Origin of the sequence: Mesorhizobium sp. LNHC252B00 (genome assembly GCF_000502955.1) — a bacterium.
Classification (GTDB): Bacteria; Pseudomonadota; Alphaproteobacteria; order Rhizobiales; family Rhizobiaceae; genus Mesorhizobium.
In genome coordinates this window covers 1-225 of the sequence record NZ_AYWO01000189.1, presented here as the reverse complement: position 1 = coordinate 225, position 225 = coordinate 1, and the positions used below count along the sequence as shown (strand labels likewise).

1 pseudogene is annotated in these 225 nt (G+C 55.1%); it reads left to right on the top strand.

Annotated features, from left to right (window positions below):
* Positions 1–118: pseudogene (locus tag X744_RS1000000175860) on the top strand (cyclic nucleotide-binding protein); the annotation flags it as partial.
* Positions 119–225 lie beyond the last annotated feature (107 nt).

The following is a 225-nucleotide window of genomic DNA, read 5'->3' as shown; positions in this document are numbered from 1 at the left end:
ACATTTCCTGAGGCTTATGAAGGAGTCGCCGGAAATGACCATTGAGATATTGCGGGTTCTTGCCGATCGCCTAAGCCACACCACCGCCGATCTGATCGATGCACGAAGTGCCAAATAGCGAATGAACCGCGGTCGATGCTTCCCGTAATCATAGCGCGGGCCTCTTGCTGAAAAGGTCACTGGGAAAACCGGTCTGGCCTCGTTCCGGGCGGAAAGCGGTTCACA